Below are 17188 nucleotides of genomic sequence, written 5' to 3' on the forward strand. Positions count from 1 at the left end.
CCGGGAGGCCGGATGCCCCCCGCCCTAGCGGCCCGATCGTCGTCCAGGATCAGATGTCCCCGTCGCCATCCTCGGTCATGCTGAAGCCGGCGCCCGGCTCGGCATCCATGTCGGCGGCGACGTCGTCGCCCTCGTCGAGCTCCTCGCCGTCGCTCTCGCTCATGCCGTCCTCGTCGCCCAGCGAGTTGTTGCCGCGCGCCGCCCAGTCGTTCTCGCCGGCCATCAGCTCGACGATCTCCTCCTCGGGCTCGTCGGGCTCGACATGCTTCTGGTGGCCCTTGATCAGGGCGTTCTTGAGATAGTCGAGCGACACCGTCTCGTCCGCGATCTCGCGGAGCGCCACGACCGGGTTCTTGTCGTTGTCGCGGTCGATGGACAGCGGAGCGCCGGAAGCCACCTCACGGGCGCGCTGAGCGGCCATCATCACCAGCTCGAAACGGTTCGGAACCTTCAGGACGCAATCTTCAACGGTAACGCGGGCCATGCCAAACGAACTCCGGCTTCATAGGAGGTCTTTGACTGTATAGACCCGGCCCGGCCGGCGCAAGCGCGAACAGGACATTTCACGGCTTCCGCGCAGGAGAAAAGCCGCTGGCCCCGTATTAGGGACATCACCCCTTGTCGGGGCGGTCAGCATGCACTAATTTCACAACAGGGATATAGCGATATTCTATATTTCGACCATATATTCCAAGCGATCACGAAAGGATTACGACATTGGAACGCAGCACAACATTGCCGCGCGACGTCAGCAAATTGTTCTACAAAGAAGAACGTCTCGCCCTGTTCATTGATGGGGCCAATCTTTACGCCGCGGCGCGATCGCTCGGCTTCGACATAGACTACAAAAGATTGCGCGACGGTTTCGCCGGCGAGGGAAGGTTGGTTCGCGCCTTCTATTATACCGCATTGGTTGAAGACCAGGAGTATTCGCCGATCCGTCCGCTGGTCGATTGGCTGGACTACAACGGCTACACCATGGTGACCAAGCCGACCAAGGAGTTCACCGACGCGTCGGGCCGGCGCAAGATCAAAGGCAACATGGACATCGAGCTGGCCATCGACGTCATGGAGATCGCCGACCGAGTCGACCACATCCTGCTCTTCTCGGGCGACGGCGATTTCCGCCGGCTGGTCGAGGCGGTGCAGCGCAAGGGCGTGCGCGTCAGCGTGATCAGCACGGTGCGCTCTCAGCCGCCGATGGTCGCCGACGAACTGCGCCGGCAGGCCGACAACTTCATCGAGTTGCAGGATCTGGCGCCCTTCATCGCGCGGCAGCATCACCACCGCGAGCCGCCCGCCGCCAGCTACCACGACCATCATCCCCAGCACAACGCGCCGTCGATGTACGATCCCGACGACCACAGCTGATCGCCGGGCATCCATTCCCACTCGTCCCGCCCGGCCTCGCGCCGGGCATCCGCGACCGCCAGCCACGGCGATGCCGGGGGGAAACCCGGCCATGCCCGTTGGGCGGCTTCGGCCCGTCGAGCGGCGTCGGACCGAGGCGCAAGCCGCTTCTTATGCCCCGGCGCGCCGGTTGCGCGCCATCCGGTCGGCCGTCCTCATCGCCTCGATCAAACTGACCGCGCCGGCCTTCCCCGTGCCGGCGATGTCGAGCGCCGTGCCGTGGTCGGGCGAGGTGCGGACGAAGGGCAGCCCGAGCGTGATGTTCACGCCGCTGTCGAAATCGACCGTCTTCAACGGAATCAGCGCCTGGTCGTGGTACATGCACAGCGCCGCGTCGAAGCCCGACCGCGCCGCCGCGTGGAACAGGGTGTCGGACGGGCGCGGCCCGGCGACCCCGATCCCCTCGGCGCGCAGGGCGGCGACCGCCGGCTCGATGATGTCGATCTCCTCGCGCCCCATCGCCCCGCCCTCCCCCGCGTGCGGGTTCAGGGCCGCCACCGCCAGACGCGGACGCGCGATGCCGAAGTCGCGGACCAGCGCCGCCGCCGTCACCCGCCCGGCGTGGACGATGGCGGAGGCGCTCAACCGCTCCACCGCCTCGCGCAGCGAGACATGGATGGTGACCGGAACGACGCGCAGGTCAGCCGCGGCCAGCATCATGATCGGCTCGTCCGCCAGCCCGGCGAGATGCGCCAGATATTCGGTGTGGCCGGGATGCCGGAAGCCGGCGGCGTAGAGCGCCGATTTCTGGATGGGGTTGGTGACGACCGCCGACGCCTCCCCGGCCCGGACCAAGGCGACCGCCCGGTCGATGCTGGCGATCACGGCGGCGCCGTTCGCCGGATCCGGACGGCCCGCCACGACCGGCGCCGCCAGCGCGACCGGCAACACCGGCAATGCGTTGTCGAAGAGCGCGACCGCCTCGGCGGCCGACGCGACGGCGCGCACCGGCACGTCCAGCCCCAGCCGGGCGGCCAGGGCCGCCAGCCGCGCCGGATCGTCGAGAAGGACGAAGGGAGGAAGCCCGGTGTCGCGGCGCGACTCCCAGGCCTTCAGCGTGATGTCCCCGCCGATTCCCGCCGGCTCGCCCATGGTGACGGCCAGCGGCGGTCCATCGGGCGGGCGGCGGTCCGGCGGGGCGCCCATCAGACGCGCACCTCGATGAAGGCCGAGCGGCGCAGGTCGCGCAGATAGCGTCGGGCCAGCAGGTCGGCGCGCTCGTTCATCAGGTCATGCTCGACCTCCTCGCGGCCCGGCAGCTTGGCCTCCTTGACGGGGGTCGGCGCCGGCGGGGGGGGAGCCGGCTGGGCCTCCGGCGGCGGCTGGATCATCGGCACGTCCCGCTTGCAGACGATCAGGATGACGGCGGCGGCCGGGCTCAGCAGCACCGGACTCGGCTGGCCGAGCGGAATGCCGACGGCGAGCTGCTGGAGGCCGGGCGGCAGGTCCTTGACCCGCAAGGTGCCCATGTCGCCGGATTCCGGGACGCCGGTGGCCTTGGCCTTGGCCTCGAAATCCGTGCAGCTCTTGATCGTCTTGCGCAGCTTCTCGGCGGCGTCCTTGACCGACTTCGCGTCCTCCTTGGAAGCGATCGGCATGACGATCTGCTTCATGTTGACCGACGCCCTGGCGATGTCCGGGCGCGGCTGCGGGCGCGGCGGCGGCGGCGGAGCGGCCTGCATCTCGCCGCCGGTGCTGCCGAAGGGGCGCTGCCCGCGCACCAGCAGGATGTGGTAGCCGGTCGCCGTGCGGACCGGCGACGACAGCTGGCCGGGACGCATGGTCGCCAGCGCGCGGTCGATCTCGGCCGACATCTCGCCGGTGCGGACCCAGCCCAGGTCGCCACCCGACGCGGCGCCGGCCGACTGCGAGAACTGCCGGGCCAGCGCCGGGAAATTGCCACCCCGGCGGACCTCCTCGAGCAGGCGGTCGGCGGTGCGGCGCACCTCGTCCTCCTGGTCGGGGGTGTCGACCGCCAGGAAGATCTCGGCCAGCAGATACTCGGGCTTGCCAATGTTGGCCTTCAGCCGCTCCATCGCGGCCTCGACCTCCTCCTCGCCGATCACGACCTCCTGGCGGACGCGGCGGCTCATCACCCGCTGCCACGCGAGCAGCGCGCGGACCTGCTCGCTCAGGGTCGAGACCGGGATGCCCTGGTTCTTGAGCATCGTCTCGAGCTGCGGACGGCTGATGCGGTTCTGCTCGGCGATGCGCTTGATCGCCTCGTCGATCTCGTTTTGGGAGATGGAGACCCCCGACCGCTTGGCCTCCTGGAGCTGAAGCCGCTCGTCCACCAGCTGGCGGATCACCTGCGGGGTCAGCCGCTGCCGCGTCTCCTGGCTTTCCTGGGTGCCGGTGTTGAGCAGGGCCAGCCGGATGCGCGCGTTGACGTCGGAGTACGAGATCACCTCGTCGTTGACGACGGCGGCGATGCGCTCGCCGCCCGGCGCCGCGGCCGCACTGCCCTGGGTCTTCGCGGCGGGCGGCTTGGTCGTCTGCGCCATGGCGGGAAGGGCCAGGACGGCACAGGCGGTCGCCACGGCAAAGGCCGACCGGACGGCTCGCAAACTCGGCATGGTGCTCCAGCTCCAAAAACAGGTTGCCCGTTCATACGGCCGGGTTAGGGCCTCTGCAAACGAAATCCTATGCCCTCTGTCCGGGGCGGAATTGTGGCGTTTCGTCCCAGGACGCCTCCGGGGGCGCCCCCGGGGACGCCGGGAGGCGGGGCGTCAGCCGTCCTCGAGATGCAGCAGGGCCGCCGTGCCCAGCAGCAGGCTGATGCCCGCCGGGCTCCAGGCCGCCATCAGGATCGGAATGGTCTCCGACATGCCGAAGGTCCGCACCACGTCGGTGGTGACGAACAGGACGAAGCCGGTCAGCACCCCGCCGGTGACCATCGCCATGGTGCCGCCGCGCCGGGGCAGCCGCAGCGAGAAGGCGGCGGCGAACAGGACCATCGCCAGGAACAGGAAGGGCTGCGACAGCAGCGACTGGTAATGCAGCCGGTGCCGCACCGCCGGGAATCCGGTGGTCTCCAGCGTGTGGATGAAACGCGGCAGATCCCAGAAGGAGATGGTCTCGGGCGGGGCGAAGCTCTCCTCGATGGTCGCCATGTCCATCTCGGTCGGGATGGTGTAGGTCGCCAGCGTCTCCGGATCCTTCTTGGCCCGGTTCAGCACGGCGTCATGCAGCTCCCACCGTTTGTCCTTCAGGATGGCGCCCGGCGCATCGACCCGTCCCAGGTAGTTCTGGTCGGCATCGAACAGGAAGACGATCACGTTCGTCATCTCGAACGTCACCGGGTTGACCAGCTCCGCATGGATGAAGAACTGCTCCTTCTCGCTGCTCTGCCGCAGCCACAGGCCGGAGCGCGAGATGTTCAGCGTGTTGGACTTCATCTTCAGGTAGCGGTCCTGAAGCTGGTCGTACTTGGCGATGAAGACGGCCCCGACCGGGTTGATCACCGTCACCTTGACCACCCCGATGGCGGCGGCGGCGATCAGCACCGGCATCAGGAACTGCCAGGCCGAGACGCCGACCGCGCGGGCGACCACCAGCTCGGCGCTGCGGGTCAGGCGCCAGAAGGTGAACATGCCGGCGAACAGGATGACGAAGGGGAAGATCTGCTGGCCGATCTCCGGCAGCTTCAGCAGAGCCATCTGCACGACGAGGCCGAAGGTGACGTTCGGCTTGGTGCCCGCGCGGCGCAGCAGCTCGACGACGTCGAGCAGCAGCACGATCGACAGCAGGATCACCATCAGCAGGCAGAACCACAGGATGAACTGGCGGCCGATGTAGCGGGAGAGCGTGGGCGAGGAATACATGCGATCCGGTCTCCGGAACCGTCCGGGGCCGGGGCCCGTCGCGGCTTGTCCGGGCTTCTGTACCGCCGTTGCGCCGGGATGACAACCTCGGCGCTCCCCGGCGCTTTCCTCCGGCCCTTTCCTCCGGTCGCGGCCGCCTGCCGCCCGGCCCCTTCCCCTCCTGCCCGTTTTCCGACTGGACTTCCCCGTTCCGTCCTTCACACTGCGTGTCGGGTGGTTTCCGGTGGAGGGACGGTCGATGACGAACCCGACAGTCGCAATCCGCAAGGCGCGCGCCGCCGACGCGCCGGGCATGGCCCGCGTCCATGTGCAGAGCTGGCGCTCCACCTACCCCGGCCTGATCCCGGACTCCTTCCTGGTCGGCCTGTCGGAACCGGCCTCGGCGGCCCGCTGGCGGTCGGTGGTCGAGACGCAGGGCTCCGGCCAGAGCGCCCTCGTCGCCGTCGATGCGGCCGGCGCCGTCGTGGGCATCGCCGCCTTCGGCACGCGGCGGGGCGCGATCGACGGCTATGACGGCGAGTTCTACGCGCTCTACCTGCTGGAGGAGGCGAAGGGTCTGGGGATCGGCCGCCGGCTGATGGCCGCGATGGCCGAACGGCTTCTGGCCGCCGGGCTGCGCTCCGCCTTCGTCTGGTGCCTGCGCGACAACCCCTCCCGCTGGTTCTACGAACGGCTGGGCGGCGTGCGCGTCGCCGAACGGCCGATCCGCTTCGCCGGAGCGCCGCTGGTGGAGATCGCCTATGGCTGGCGCGACCTGGCCCCGCTTGCACGCTTGTCGGCGGGACCGGAGGTGGGGTAGACACGGGACTTGAGTCCCCCGCATCAGGATTCGACGATGTCGACCGCTTCCGTTACCGCCGCTCACGCCCTCTCCAACGAGCGCGTCCTCATTCTCGATTTCGGGTCGCAGGTGACCCAGCTGATCGCGCGCCGCGTGCGCGAGAGCGGCGTCTACTGCGAGATTCACCCCTTCGGCATGAGCGAGGAGCGCATCCGCGCCTACGCGCCCAAGGCGGTGATTCTGTCCGGCAGCCCGGCCTCCGTCACCGAGGAGAACGGCCCTCGCGCCCCGCAGGCGGTGTTCGACCTCGGCGTGCCGGTGCTGGGCATCTGCTATGGCCAGCAGACCATGTGCCACCAGCTCGGCGGCGCCGTCTCCGGTTCCGACCATCGCGAGTTCGGCCGCGCCTTCATCGAGATCAAGGAGCCCTGCGCCCTGTTCGACGGGCTGTGGGAATTGGGCTCGCGCGAGCAGGTGTGGATGAGCCACGGCGACCGCGTCACGGCGATTCCCCCCGGTTTCCGCGCGGTGGCGGTCAGCGACGGCGCGCCCTTCGCCGTCATCGCCGACGACACCCGTCATTTCTACGGCGTTCAGTTCCACCCGGAGGTCGTCCACACCCCGCACGGCGCGCAGCTTCTGGCGAACTTCGTCCACGGCGTCGCCGGGATCAAGGGCGACTGGACGATGGCCGCCTTCAAGCAGCAGGCCATCGAGAAGATCCGCGCCCAGGTCGGCACGGGCAAGGTGATCTGCGGCCTGTCGGGCGGCGTCGATTCCTCGGTGGCGGCGGTGCTGATCCACGAGGCGATCGGCGACCAGCTCACCTGCATCTTCGTGGACACCGGCCTGATGCGCGCCGGCGAGGCGGACGAGGTCGTCACCCTGTTCCGCGACCACTACAACATCCCGCTGGTCCACCGCGAGGCGTCGGACCTGTTCCTCGGCAAGCTGGCCGGCGTCACCGACCCGGAGCAGAAGCGCAAGATCATCGGCGGCCTGTTCATCGAGGTCTTCGACGAGGAGAGCCACAAGATCGGCGGCGCCGAGTTCCTGGCCCAGGGCACCCTCTACCCCGACGTGATCGAGAGCGTCTCCTTCACCGGCGGCCCGTCGGTGACGATCAAGTCGCACCACAACGTCGGCGGCCTGCCGGAGCGGATGAAGCTGAAGCTGGTCGAGCCGCTGCGCGAGCTGTTCAAGGACGAGGTCCGGGCGCTCGGCCGCGAGCTTGGCCTGCCGGCCGCCTTCATCGGCCGCCACCCCTTCCCCGGTCCGGGGCTGGCGATCCGCATCCCCGGCGACATCACCCCGGAGAAGCTTGAGATCCTGCGCAAGGCCGACACGGTCTATCTGGAGGAGATCCGCAACGCCGGCCTGTACGACGCCATCTGGCAGGCCTTCGCGGTGCTGCTGCCGGTGCGCACGGTGGGCGTGATGGGCGACGGCCGCACCTACGACCATGTGCTGGCGCTGCGCGCGGTGACCTCGACCGATGGCATGACGGCCGACTGGTACCAGTTCCCGCACGAGTTCCTGGCGCGGGTGTCGAACCGCATCGTCAACGAGGTCCGCGGCGTCAACCGGGTGGTCTACGACATCACCAGCAAGCCGCCCGGCACCATCGAGTGGGAGTGAGGGGCACAAGCGGCGGCAACACCGTAGTTTCGGCCGCGGTTTTCGCCGCCGCTCAATCGCCGTTCTCGTCCGTTCCTTGCTCCCATTGAGCTGGTTTTTTCCATTTCCGTCTCGCAGGGTCGATCTGCGCGCGCTTTCAGGATAATGTAAAGCCGCTTTAATGGGCGGGGTTGCTCCAGCCTAGAACAACTGGAGCAAAGCGCGCGGCAAGCTGAAAGCCGAGCAGAGCTATGCAGGAAACTGGGTGATGACGGTCTGAGGCAGACGGCGTATCGAGGCGGGTGACGAGCCAGCCCGAACCTCCATGAGGGAGCGATACGCCATGGACGAGAATAGCAAGGTTGTCCCGTTGCGTCAGCCGGAGGAGATCGACGATCCGCTGAGGGCCATCCTACGCGCTGGTGCCCGCCGGTTGCTGGAACAGGCCATCGAGGCGGATGGTGGACGCCTTTCTGGCATCGATGAAAGAGCTGAAGCTGGCGGACGGCCGCGCCCGGGTGGTCCGGCACGGGCACGGCCCCGAGCGGGCGATTCAGACCGGCATCGGGTCGGTTCCGGTGCGCCGGGTCAAGATGCGCGACCGTGGCGCCGAGGAAACCAGCGCACACATTCGCTTCACCTCGGCCCTGCTGCCGCGCTGGGCACGCCGGACCAAGAGCCTGGATGCGTTGTTGCCCATCCTCTCTTTGCGCGGCGTTTCCACCGGCGACTTCCAGGAGGCGCTCGGGACCTTGCTCGGCAAGGAGGCACCGAACCTGTCCCCCTCGGTGATCGGCCGGCTGAAGGAGGAGTGGGCGGCCGACTACGCGCGCTGGCAAAAGCGCGACCTGTCGGAGCGCCGCTATGTCTACATCTGGGCCGACGGTGTTTACCTGTAGGCTCGCATGGAGCCGACCGCCGAGTGCATGCTGGTGATCATCGGCGCCACCCCGGAAGGCAAGAAGGAACTGGTCGGCTTCCAGGTCGGCATGCGCGAGAGCGCGCAGAGCTGGCGTGAGCTGCTGGTCGACGTCCAGGCCCGCGGCCCTGACCACCGCCCCCGAACTCGCCATCGCCGATGGAGCGCTCGGCTTTTGGAAGGCGCTGGAGGGAGTCTTCCCCTCCACCCGGCACCAGCGGTGCTGGCAACACAAAACGGTCAACGTGCTGAACAAGGTGGCCAAGTCCGTCCAGCCCGCGCTGAAGCAGGACCTGCGCGAGATCTGGATGGCCCCGGATCGGGAGACGGCGCAAGCCGCCCTGGCAACGTTCGAAAGGAAGTACGCGGCCAAGCACGCCAAGGCGGTCGAATGCTTGACCAAGGACTGCGAGACACTGCTCACCTTCTACGACTTCCCCGCCGAGCATTGGGACCACGTTCGGACGACGAACCCCATCGAAAGCGTGTTCGCTACCGTCCGCCACCGGACGGTTCGGACCAAAGGGGCGTTGTCGCAGGAGACCGCCAAGCTGATGGTCTTCAAGCTGATCACCGCCGCCGCAAAAACCTGGCGCCGCCTGAAAGGCGAAAACCAGTTGCTCAAGGTGATCCAGGGCGTCACATTCCGCAACGGCATCAAGGTCACCGAAGCCGCCTCACAGAACACCGCCTGACCAGACCGTCACCCACTTTCCCGCATAGCTCCGCGGCCCGTCCACCCCATCACTCACAGATGCCGCCTCAGGATGCCGAGGATCAGTTCAGGATTGGTGAGGTGCGGCAGATGCCCCTCCGCTTCCGCCAGTTCGAGCGTGCAGACGGGGATTTCGGCGCGCACGAATTCGGCCACACTCATCGGCACGGCCGGATCCTTGGTGGACTGGATGACCACGGTGGGTACGGTCGTCAACGGCAACTGGTCACGGAAGTCGGACGTGAAGACCGTGATCAGCATGGACAGGGCGATGTCGGGCTTCATCGCCAACAGCCCCTTCGTGAACTCGCCGGTGAACGCGGGCGATGGTGTCTTCCCGACCGCCATCGGAGCGAATTTCTTGACCCATGCGGCGTAATTCTCCCGCGCCGCGTCGAAGATTTGCTCCAGGTCGCTTTTCTCGAACCCTCCCCTGTAGGAACCGATGTTCATGTAGCAAGGGGATGGCGCGATGAGGATGAGCTTGCGGAAAAGATCGGGCCGCCGGATGGAGGCAAGGATGCCGATCATGCCGCTCATGGAATGACCGACATAGGTCACGGGACCGGATTCCGCATGCTCCAGCAGCGCGATCAGATCCGTGGCGAAGGCATCGAGACGACGATGCGTGGCCGCATTGAAGACGGCGGCGCTGCGCGGATTGCAGCCCATCAGGTCGAACAGGACAACCCGGAAGGAGGAGGAAAGCGCGTCGGCTATGGGGCGCCAGACCTCTTGATTGCACCCAAAACCATGCGAGAGCACGACGGTGGACGGCCCCGAGCCAAGAACGCGAAGATCGTGAAGAAACAGCGGGTTGGGCAGCGCTTTCATGGGGCCTTCCTGTATTGTGGAGAGTTATATTGCGGCTCAAACCGATGGTTCAAGCGGTTGCCGCCCCCCGAGGACCCGGCTCGAATGGCTTTTTCCAATGAAAGCGCGGACCCCGCATCCGCCCTTCCAAAGCCATGGCGCCCTGCAAGCCGCAGGCCCCTCCCCTTCTTCGTCAAACGATCCACGGGCATGCCCAAGCGCCCAGGGCTGGCCGTTTCGAAGCGGCGCAGGCGGGCAGGTCCTGCCCGATGGAGGGAATTTTAGGAAAATCCCACAATTTTTCCGTGGTCTTCACGCCCTTATCGCTTGCCATTTCGGCCGCTCCCACCTCCTATGCGTGGAAAGCGGGCATGCCAGCCCGGCCCCATGCAAACCGCGAGGTCCACGGTGCCGTTGCGCAAAGCGAAACTCACGATCCTGATCGTGGAGAACGAGGCCATCCTCAGGATGACCACCTCCGAACTCCTGGAAGCCTGGGGACACGAGACCGTGCTGGCCGGCAGCGCCGACGAGGCCATCGCGCTGGTCGAGGCCGGCGCCCGGCCGGACTTCGCGTTGCTGGACATCCTGCTCGGCGCGGGCCCGGACGGCATCGCGCTGGCGTCCATCCTGCGCAAGCGCTGGGATATCCTCTCGATCTTCGTGTCGGCCAACCTCCAGGGCGAGCCCCTGAACCAGGCGATCCGCACCGGCCCACTCCATATCCTGAAGAAGCCCTTCACGGAAATGGACCTGCGGCGGATGCTGAGCTACGCCAGGGAAACGCTGACGGACGAGCCCTGCGACGTCGATCCGGGCAACATCTGGCTCAAGCCCGACCGGGGCGAGGCTGTGCTGTAGCGGACCGCCGACCGCCGACCGCCGCGCCCGGCTGGCGAAAGCCGGCACCGTCAGGCTGCGCCAAACGGATGGGCTGCAATTTTCCGTTCCACGCCCCATGTCCCAGGGAAAGGGCAACCGCCCCCTCGAAAGGCATGGCCCCAGGATACCGGGGCCGGGAAACACGGGAAGGAAGCAAATGGCCTTGATCCCCTGCGCCGCTTGCGGCCACATGATCTCCGCCCAGGCCCCGTCCTGCCCCTCCTGCGGGCACCCTGGAGCCAACGCGCCGAACAGCGGGCGCGAAGGGGTGGCGCGAATCGCCGGAACCGTCGCCGGCTCCTACATCTCGGCGCAGATGCTGGCGAGCGTGATCGTCGGGTCCGTGGCCATCATCAGCTTCGCCGCCATCATGATCGCCGTGATCCTGAAAGGCTGACCGCCGCCGCAGGGAGCCGCCGCACGGCTATAGACGCGGAAGACACCGGCCTCTTGTCGGATAGCGTCCACCATCTTCTTGGACGTTATCGGAAAAATGGGAAACCCCACTTCGTTCCATTACCAGAGCGCGACAGCCTGTCAAGGATCCCTTCGTCATCGTCTTGCGGGCCACCCCGTTTGGCAGGCGGCATCGGTTTGGCAGGCGCCGCCGCGGGGCTTGCGACGCTCCCGTGATCGGGTGTTTCCCTGAATTGCCCGTCCCCCCGGTTCATGGTTTGGGAAGAGAGGCGCGGCGTAGCGTCCTCAAGAGGGTGAACAGAGAGCCGGCATGGTCAGATGGATTTCGACGGCCTCTTTCCGCCGCCTGCGACGGCGACAGCCCCCTGCATGGATGGCCGCCCTCCCCAGCCTGCTTCTCGCCGCCGGTGTCGCCGCCCTCATGGCCATGACGCTCTACGATTCCCGAAGGGACGCCTGGGAGCGGGCGGGCGAGGCCGGGCGGAATCTCGTGCAGGCGATCGAGCATGATCTGTCCTCCGACATCCGGCTGATCGACCTCACGCTCCAGACCACGCTCGACATGCTGGACCGGGCCGAAGGCATGGTGCAAAGCCCGCGCTTCCAGCCGGAGCTGCTGGAGGCGCTCATCGCGTCGGCTCATTACCTCGATGCCGTCCTGCTGCTCGACGGGAAAGGCGACGTTCTTTTCGACTCGCGTGGGGATAGGGGAAAAGCGGTCCACAACATGGGGGACCGGGATTACTTCACCGCGCTCCGGGACACCCCTGCCAGCGGCCTCTATGTCAGCCGCCCCTATCGCAGCCGGTTGACCGGGGACGCGCTGAGCATCGGCTTCAGCCGGCGCTGGTCGCGCGCCGACGGCGGCTTCGCCGGCGTCGTGCTCGGGGTGATCCGCGTGGCGGCCCTGAAGGAGCTGTTCGAACGCATCCAGCTTGACGCCCGCAGTTCCATCACGCTGCTGCGCGACGATGGCTGCGTGCTCATGCGGAGCCCCTTCAACGAGGAACAGATCGGGCGCGACCTCAGCAAGGGTCCGGCGATTCCGAAGATGATGGCGTCCCCGAGCGGCCAGTTCACAGCGGTCGCCGCGATCGACGGGGAGGAACGTCTGTACTCGCACCGGCGGCTGGAAGGCGTGCCCGCCGTCATCAACGTGGCCCTCAGCGTCCGGGAGATCTACGCCGCCTGGTGGCGCAAGGCCGTGATCGTCGGGTTGGCGACCCTGGCGCTGGCGGGAGCGACGGTGGCGATGACGCTGGCGCTGCTGGGCGAGCTGGCGCGCCGCCGTGCGGCCGAACAGACCGCGCGGGAGAGCGAGGCGACCTTCCGGCTGCTGGCGGAGAATTCGAGCGACGCGGTGGCGCGGATCGACCTCGACGGCCTGTGCCGCTACGTCTCCCCGGCGTCGGAGCAGGTCCTTGGACGGCGGCCGGAGACCATGGTCGGCCGCTCCATCGTCGAGGGCGTCCTGCCGGACGACCTGCCGACCCTGCGCGACGCCATGGCCTCGCTGCGCGGCGGCACGCGGTCGGTCACCGTGGCCTACCGCATCGCCCGCCCAGACGGACGGCCGGACTGGATCGAAGCGACGGCGCGAACGGTCGCGAGCGAGAGCACGGGGCACCCCGAGTCCGTGGTCGTGGTCGCACGCGACATCTCCAAGCGCAAGCGGCTGGAGGAGGAGCTCGCCGTCGCCGCGCGCACCGACGGCCTGACCGGCCTTGCCAACCGGCGCTCGTTCGACGAGGCGCTGGACCACGCGTGGATGCGGGCGCGTCGGACCAGCGCGCCGCTGTCGCTGCTCCTGATCGACATCGATCGCTTCAAGCTCTTCAACGACGCCTACGGCCATCCGGCGGGGGATGCCTGCCTGCGCCGGGTCGCCGCCACCATGGCCGGGCTGGCCCGGCGGCCCGGCGATCTCGCCGCCCGTTACGGGGGCGAGGAAATGGCCGTCATCCTTCCCGACACCGACGAGGCCGGCGCGGTCGAGCTGGCCGAACGGCTCCGCTCCGCCATCCAGGGCCTCGACCTGGAGCATGCCCACAACCCGCCGTCCGGGGTCGTGACCGTCAGCATCGGGGTGGCCGCCACCGTACCGCCGGACGGCGACAGGCTGGAGCCCGCAACGCTCGTCGCCGCGGCCGACGGCGCGCTCTATGCCGCCAAGCACGCAGGCCGGAACCGGGTCATGCTGTCCACGGCCGTGCCGCCGTCGCCCGTTGCGTCGCTTGTTCCGGAGGATGAGGCCTCCCGCCTCGTGGCCTTCGAGCGTTACCGGGACGCCGGACTGACCGGGCCGGGCGATCCGGAGCTCGACCGGATCTCGAGCCTCGCCGCCAGGGCGTTCGGAACCCCCGTCGCCCTCGTGACCCTGGCCGGACGGGACAGCCTGACCTTCGCCGGGCGCACGGGCATGCCGAGCGACGGCATGCCGCGCACCGCCTCCTTCTGCGCCCATATCCTGGCGGGCGCGGATGACTCCCTGGTCGTTCCCAACGCGACCGCCGATTTCCGCTTTGCCGGCAACCCGCTCGTCACCGAACCGCCGGGCGTCCGGTTCTACGCCGGCGTCCCGCTGATCTGCCCCGAGACGAAGAAACGGCTCGGCGCGCTGTGCGTCATCGATTATAAGGCCAGGCCGGCGTTCGCGGAGTCCCAGTTGGTGAGGCTGCGGCAGTTCGCCGATCTGGCGGCAAGGAGCCTCGCCAGCCGGGCGCGGGTGCCGGAGACCGGCCCGCCCGCTGGCGGAGCCTACGCAGCGGCCATGGTGTGCGCGAACCGAACGCAAGGAACACAGACGTCGTGACGCCTCCTCCACCGATGCAACCGGCCGCGGTTCCGGTCAACGAGCGGGACCGTCTGGCCGCCCTTCGGCGCTTCGAACTGCTCGACACTCCGCCCGAGGCGGCCTTCGACCAGATCACCCGGCTGGCGGCCAAGGTGCTGAACGCCCCGATCGCCCTGATCTCGCTGATCGACGAGAACCGGCAATGGTTCAAGTCCCGGATCGGGCTGGACGCGCAGGAGACGCCGCGCGAATTCGCCTTCTGCGCTCACGCCCTGTCCTCCGACGGCCTCTTCGTCGTCCACGACGCCAGCCTCGACGCGCGGTTCGCGGCGAACCCGCTGGTCACCGGCGATCCGAACATCCGCTTCTACGCCGGCGCGCCGCTGCGGACGGCCGATGGGCTGGCGCTCGGCACCTTGTGCGTGATCGACCGCAAGGCCCGCCCCTCGCTCTCCCCGGCGGAGGAGGAATCGCTCCGCGACCTCTCGGCCATGGTGATGGCCCACATCGAGGCGCGCCGGGCCGTCGGATATCTGCATCCCCTCACGGCGCTGTCGAACCGTTTCCGCTTCCTGAAGGACATCGACGCATTCCTCGCGGATGCGGCGCGGCTGGAGGATTCCGGACACTCCCTGCCACGGGCGGCGATCGTCGTCGTCGATGCCGCCGCATCCCACCAGTACGCCGAACTCACCCGCGTGCTGGGGCAAGTGTCGGCCGACGCCTTCGAGGTCGACGCGGCCCGGCGGATCGGCGAAAACCTGCCGGCGCGCGCCAAGCTCTACCACCTGTCGGCCGCCCGCTTCGCCTGCGTGCTTCCGGATGGAGAGGATGCCGATCTGGAGGGCACGCTTGGCCGTCTGGCCGCCACGCTGCGTCAGCCCTTCCTGTTCCAGAGTGTGCCCTTCGCGGCGTCGGGCGGCATCGGCTGCGCCCGATGCCCCGGCGATGGCGATGGCGCTGGAAGCGTGGAACTGCTGCGGGCCGCGACCAGCGCGACGCACCAGTCGTTGCAGGAGCAGAAGCCCTGGTGCCGCTACGACGCGGTGCAGGACCGGGCGTCCCAGCGGGCGTTCCAGGTTCTCAGGGGGCTGACCGACGCCTTCACCGCCCAGGATCAACTGAGCGTCCTCTATCAGCCCAAGATCGACCTGCGGACGAACGCCTGCGTCGGGGCGGAAGCCCTGCTGCGCTGGACCCATCCGGTGCTCGGCCCCATCTCTCCCGGAGAGTTCGTTCCCCTGGCCGAGCGGACCGCGCTGGTGCGGCCGCTCACCGAATGGGTGATGACGGCCGTGCTGTCGCAAGTGGCGCGATGGCACGGGCGCGGGCTCCGGCTGCCCATCTCGATCAACATTTCCATGCTCGATCTTGCCTCCGCCACCTTCGCCTCCCGCGTGGCGGCCATGCTCGACCGCCATGGCGTCCAGGCGGGCTGGATCGATTTCGAGGTGACGGAAAGCGCGTTGATGATGGATCGGGCCGAAGCCGGGCGGCAGTTCGACCAGCTCCGCCATCTCGGCGTCGAGGTGGAGATCGACGATTTCGGCACCGGGCAAAGCGCCCTGTCCTACCTGAAGGACATTCCCGCGACGGTGGTCAAGATCGACCAGCGTTTCATCCGCTCGCTCGCGAGCGAGCGCAGCGACCAGATCATGGTCCGCTCGACGATCGACCTCGCCCACGACCTGGGCTATCAGGTCGTTGCGGAGGGGATCGAAACCGTCGCGGTCTACGACTGGCTGCGCGACCACGGCTGCGACATCGGCCAGGGCTATCTGATGGCGCGCCCGCTCACGGCACCGGCCTTCGAGGGCTGGCTGGCCGCGGGCGGTTACTCGCCGGTGGCTCGCGAACCGGCGTGACAGGGGCTCCCGCAGCCGGTGCCAGGGCCGGTGTCAGACCGTCACATCCCTTCCCGGCTGGCCACCGTCACGCACATCTTGTCCTTGCCCTTCAGACTGCCGCAGCCGTTGGGACGCTGAGACACGAAGCGGATGACCACCCGCTGGTTGCTGCCCAGAGCCTGGGGGGTCAGCAGCGCCTCGGCAACCTGCGCCTCCACCGAGCGGGCCGGCGCCTGACCGAGGCGCGGCGCGCCACGCGGAGCCGGAGCCGGAGCCGGTTCGGCGCTGGCGACCACCACCGGCGCGGGGGAGGAAGCGGGGGCGGGCTTCGGATCCATCCGCTTCGGCTCGACCACGACAGCGGCGGGAGCGGCGGCCGATGCGACGGCCACGGGCGACGCCTCCGGTCTGCTCTCCACGGGTGCCGGCGGCGGCGCCAGGGCGACCACGACCTCTCCGGCCGTCCGCGTCGGCTTCGGCGCGTCGTTGGGAACCACCGCCACCTCGATGGCGGACGCGCCCGCCGACTGCGACGGCTCGCGCGGGGCGGAGCCGCGCAGCACCGGGGTCAGCGCCGCAATGTACTGCCGCGTTTCGCGCGGCAGCTTCTGCTTGCCGGCAAGATGGCCGGCGTAGCAGGCCGGGCCGCAGTTGTAGGCGGCCAGGAATCCCGGCGCGCCGAACAGGTCGTACATTTCGCGCAGATAGGCGGTGCCGGCCAGGATGTTGTCACGCGGGTCGGCCGGGTTCGGCCCCAGCCCGTACTGCCAGCGCATCAGTTCGTAGGTTCCCGGCATCACCTGCATCAGGCCGATCGCCCCGGCGGAGCTGGTCAGCGGCTTGCCGTTCGCCGCCGTGGCGCGCCCGTTGCTCTCGCGCTGCATGACCGCGCGGATCCACTTCTCCGGCATGTCGTAGCGTTCGGACGCCTCGCGGATCAGATGCGCCCAGCGGCCCAGCGGATCCTTGGGGTCGGGCACGAAGGCCGTCTCGACCGGCGGGGCAACCACCGTCTGCGGCCCTTCGGAGGCGCAGCCGGCAAGCCCCAAAGCAAGGCACAGCAAGGCACCGGCGGCGGGGATCGTCGCGAGATGTCGTTTGACCACGAGGGATTTTCCGTGCTGTTGGCGCGGGGGATCGAAAGTGTTAGGCCGCTTTTTCGGTGTAGA

General features: G+C 68.4%; 13 protein-coding genes and 1 pseudogene. 8 read left to right on the forward strand and 6 right to left on the reverse strand.

The window, feature by feature from the left end; translation table 11 throughout:
- Nucleotides 1-49: 49 nt before the first annotated feature.
- Nucleotides 50-484, reverse strand: coding sequence for a DNA-directed RNA polymerase subunit omega (gene rpoZ, locus JN22_RS28125; protein ID WP_085557021.1), 435 nt, complete (start codon nt 482-484; stop codon nt 50-52).
- Between the two features lie 233 nt (nt 485-717).
- Here rpoZ and JN22_RS28130 point away from each other — a divergent pair, with 233 nt between their 5' ends.
- Nucleotides 718-1371, forward strand: a complete 654-nt coding sequence (locus JN22_RS28130) for a LabA-like NYN domain-containing protein (protein ID WP_396022000.1) — start codon at nt 718-720, stop codon at nt 1369-1371.
- Between the two features lie 150 nt (nt 1372-1521).
- On the opposite strand, the gene pdxA is transcribed toward JN22_RS28130, so the two are convergent.
- The 3 genes from pdxA to lptG all read right to left on the reverse strand — a co-directional run bounded on the left by pdxA (nt 1522) and on the right by lptG (nt 5234).
- Nucleotides 1522-2556, reverse strand: coding sequence for a 4-hydroxythreonine-4-phosphate dehydrogenase PdxA (pdxA, locus tag JN22_RS28135; protein WP_085557022.1), 1035 nt, complete (start codon nt 2554-2556; stop codon nt 1522-1524).
- Complete coding sequence (locus JN22_RS28140) at nt 2556-3986, reverse strand: peptidylprolyl isomerase (protein WP_085557023.1); 1431 nt, start codon at nt 3984-3986, stop codon at nt 2556-2558. The genes pdxA and JN22_RS28140 overlap by 1 nt, the downstream gene beginning before the upstream one ends.
- Before the next feature lie 153 nt (nt 3987-4139).
- Nucleotides 4140-5234: an LPS export ABC transporter permease LptG gene (gene lptG, locus JN22_RS28145; RefSeq protein WP_085557024.1), complete on the reverse strand. Its 1095-nt coding sequence runs from the start codon at nt 5232-5234 to the stop codon at nt 4140-4142.
- A gap of 238 nt (nt 5235-5472) precedes the next feature.
- Here lptG and JN22_RS28150 point away from each other — a divergent pair, with 238 nt between their 5' ends.
- From JN22_RS28150 to JN22_RS28160, 3 genes and pseudogenes are all read left to right on the forward strand, one after another.
- Nucleotides 5473-6033 carry a GNAT family N-acetyltransferase gene (locus JN22_RS28150; RefSeq protein ID WP_085557025.1) on the forward strand — a complete coding sequence of 187 codons (561 nt, stop codon included), beginning with the start codon at nt 5473-5475 and terminating at the stop codon, nt 6031-6033.
- A 36-nt stretch (nt 6034-6069) separates the two neighbouring features.
- Complete coding sequence (gene guaA, locus JN22_RS28155; RefSeq protein WP_209779300.1) at nt 6070-7653, forward strand: glutamine-hydrolyzing GMP synthase; 1584 nt, start codon at nt 6070-6072, stop codon at nt 7651-7653.
- Between the two features lie 322 nt (nt 7654-7975).
- A pseudogene (locus JN22_RS28160) lies at nt 7976-9246 on the forward strand (IS256 family transposase).
- Between the two features lie 53 nt (nt 9247-9299).
- Here the strand turns inward: JN22_RS28160 and JN22_RS28165 are convergent.
- Nucleotides 9300-10100 (reverse strand): alpha/beta fold hydrolase, encoded by an 801-nt coding sequence (locus tag JN22_RS28165; protein ID WP_085557027.1) that lies wholly within the window; start codon nt 10098-10100, stop codon nt 9300-9302.
- 387 nt (nt 10101-10487) lie between these two features.
- Here JN22_RS28165 and JN22_RS28170 point away from each other — a divergent pair, with 387 nt between their 5' ends.
- From JN22_RS28170 to JN22_RS28190, 4 genes are all read left to right on the forward strand, one after another.
- The gene (locus JN22_RS28170) at nt 10488-10940 is read left to right on the forward strand and encodes a response regulator (RefSeq protein ID WP_179166246.1); all 453 of its coding nucleotides are present in this window, start codon (nt 10488-10490) and stop codon (nt 10938-10940) included.
- 178 nt (nt 10941-11118) lie between these two features.
- Nucleotides 11119-11358 carry a hypothetical protein gene (locus tag JN22_RS28175; RefSeq protein ID WP_085557029.1) on the forward strand — a complete coding sequence of 80 codons (240 nt, stop codon included), beginning with the start codon at nt 11119-11121 and terminating at the stop codon, nt 11356-11358.
- Nucleotides 11359-11751: 393 nt separating this feature from the next.
- Nucleotides 11752-14190 carry a diguanylate cyclase domain-containing protein gene (locus JN22_RS28180; RefSeq protein WP_085557030.1) on the forward strand — a complete coding sequence of 813 codons (2439 nt, stop codon included), beginning with the start codon at nt 11752-11754 and terminating at the stop codon, nt 14188-14190.
- Nucleotides 14187-16037: a putative bifunctional diguanylate cyclase/phosphodiesterase gene (locus JN22_RS28190; RefSeq protein WP_282183175.1), complete on the forward strand. Its 1851-nt coding sequence runs from the start codon at nt 14187-14189 to the stop codon at nt 16035-16037. The genes JN22_RS28180 and JN22_RS28190 overlap by 4 nt, the downstream gene beginning before the upstream one ends.
- A 41-nt stretch (nt 16038-16078) precedes the next feature.
- Here JN22_RS28190 and JN22_RS28195 read toward each other — a convergent pair whose 3' ends face one another.
- Entirely contained in the window at nt 16079-17125 is a 1047-nt protein-coding gene (locus JN22_RS28195) for a lytic transglycosylase domain-containing protein (protein WP_223677920.1), read from the reverse strand.
- Between the last annotated feature and the right edge of the window lie 63 nt (nt 17126-17188).

The sequence above is a fragment of the Azospirillum agricola genome (genome assembly GCF_020005195.1).
GTDB classification, from domain to species: domain Bacteria; phylum Pseudomonadota; class Alphaproteobacteria; order Azospirillales; family Azospirillaceae; genus Azospirillum; species Azospirillum agricola.

Bases quoted from the DNA above. Each gene is read 5' to 3' on its own strand.
- lptG (WP_085557024.1), bottom strand. From the start codon at position 5,234: ATGTATTCCTCGCCCACGCTCTCCCGCTACATCGGCCGCCAGTTCATC.
- guaA (WP_209779300.1), top strand. From the start codon at position 6,070: ATGTCGACCGCTTCCGTTACCGCCGCTCACGCCCTCTCCAACGAGCGC.
- JN22_RS28150 (WP_085557025.1), top strand. From the start codon at position 5,473: ATGACGAACCCGACAGTCGCAATCCGCAAGGCGCGCGCCGCCGACGCG.
- JN22_RS28175 (WP_085557029.1), top strand. From the start codon at position 11,119: ATGGCCTTGATCCCCTGCGCCGCTTGCGGCCACATGATCTCCGCCCAG.
- JN22_RS28180 (WP_085557030.1), top strand. From the start codon at position 11,752: ATGGCCGCCCTCCCCAGCCTGCTTCTCGCCGCCGGTGTCGCCGCCCTC.
- rpoZ (WP_085557021.1), bottom strand. From the start codon at position 484: ATGGCCCGCGTTACCGTTGAAGATTGCGTCCTGAAGGTTCCGAACCGT.
- pdxA (WP_085557022.1), bottom strand. From the start codon at position 2,556: ATGGGCGCCCCGCCGGACCGCCGCCCGCCCGATGGACCGCCGCTGGCC.
- JN22_RS28165 (WP_085557027.1), bottom strand. From the start codon at position 10,100: ATGAAAGCGCTGCCCAACCCGCTGTTTCTTCACGATCTTCGCGTTCTT.
- JN22_RS28140 (WP_085557023.1), bottom strand. From the start codon at position 3,986: ATGCCGAGTTTGCGAGCCGTCCGGTCGGCCTTTGCCGTGGCGACCGCC.